The organism is Terrabacter terrae, assembly GCF_039529575.1.
Taxonomy (GTDB): Bacteria; Actinomycetota; Actinomycetes; order Actinomycetales; family Dermatophilaceae; genus Terrabacter; species Terrabacter terrae.
This window is the reverse complement of the sequence record NZ_BAAANB010000117.1, coordinates 1-918: the sequence shown is the minus strand read 5'-3', so window position 1 is coordinate 918 and position 918 is coordinate 1. Positions and strand designations below refer to the sequence as shown.

Genomic DNA, 918 nt, shown 5'->3' with positions numbered 1-918 from the left:
GGTCCAGGCTCAGGCAGAGGCCGGGACCTTCACCTCGTTGACCACGTCGAAGACGGTCTCCTCCGGCGGTTCGCTGAAGCCGCCGGGGATACCTTCCTGCATGCGGGGCATGAGGATCCCGTCGCGGAACGCCTCCCAGCTCTCCTTCGACTCGTGGACCGCGATGATGGTCCAGCCATCGGCCGACGGCCCCGCCGCGTGGAAGAGCTGCCCGGCGGGCAGGCTCCCGTCGGAGGGGTGGACTGCCGCGATGGAAGCCTCGTACTGGTCCTTGGTGCCACCCTTGAACTGGTGGACGACTCCGTAGCTCATGCCGTTGCACATCCCTTCGCGATCAAGCCCCGGCTCTGGAGGGGCGACCCGAGAAGGTCTCGCCGGGGCTATGTTGACGCTACGCGCGCGGGCGAGGGGTCGATGGGCAAACGCCTGGATCGGCGTCGAGCAGGCTCGGTCAGTCGGTCACGGAGGGTGAGGCGGCATACTCCTCGTCGGTGACGGGCGTCAGCCAGTGCACGACGTCGTGGTCGGCGTCGCCCTCGTTGATCGCGAGGTGCACCATCAGCCGGTCGGGTGCGGCGCCGTGCCAGTGCTCCTCGTCGGCCTCGAAGAGGACGCGGTCGCCTGGGCGGATGACCTCGACAGGGCCGCCGCGGCGCTGGCAGAGGCCGACGCCCTCGGTGACGAAGACGGTCTGGCTGAGCGGGTGGCGGTGCCAGTGGGTGCGGGCGCCGGGCATGAAGTGGACGAGGTTGGCGCTGACGCGCGACGGCGCCGGTGCCGCGGCGACCGCGTCGATGTAGACGTCGCCGGTGAACCAGTCGCTCGGGCCAAAGACGGTCTGGACGGAGCTGCGGGTGATCTGCATGGATTTCCTTCTGGCTGTTGAGGATCTAGCTGCTGGGAAGCGACGTGTCGGTG

General features: G+C 69.0%; 2 protein-coding genes. Both read right to left on the bottom strand.

Translation table 11 applies throughout. From position 1 onward, the window contains the following. Nucleotides 1-9: 9 nt before the first annotated feature. Nucleotides 10-312: a hypothetical protein gene (locus tag ABD194_RS19695; protein WP_343994663.1), complete on the bottom strand. Its 303-nt coding sequence runs from the start codon at nucleotides 310-312 to the stop codon at nucleotides 10-12. Nucleotides 313-451: 139 nt separating this feature from the next. Then, nucleotides 452-865 carry a (R)-mandelonitrile lyase gene (locus ABD194_RS19690; protein ID WP_343994661.1) on the bottom strand — a complete coding sequence of 138 codons (414 nt, stop codon included), beginning with the start codon at nucleotides 863-865 and terminating at the stop codon, nucleotides 452-454. Between the last annotated feature and the right edge of the window lie 53 nt (nucleotides 866-918).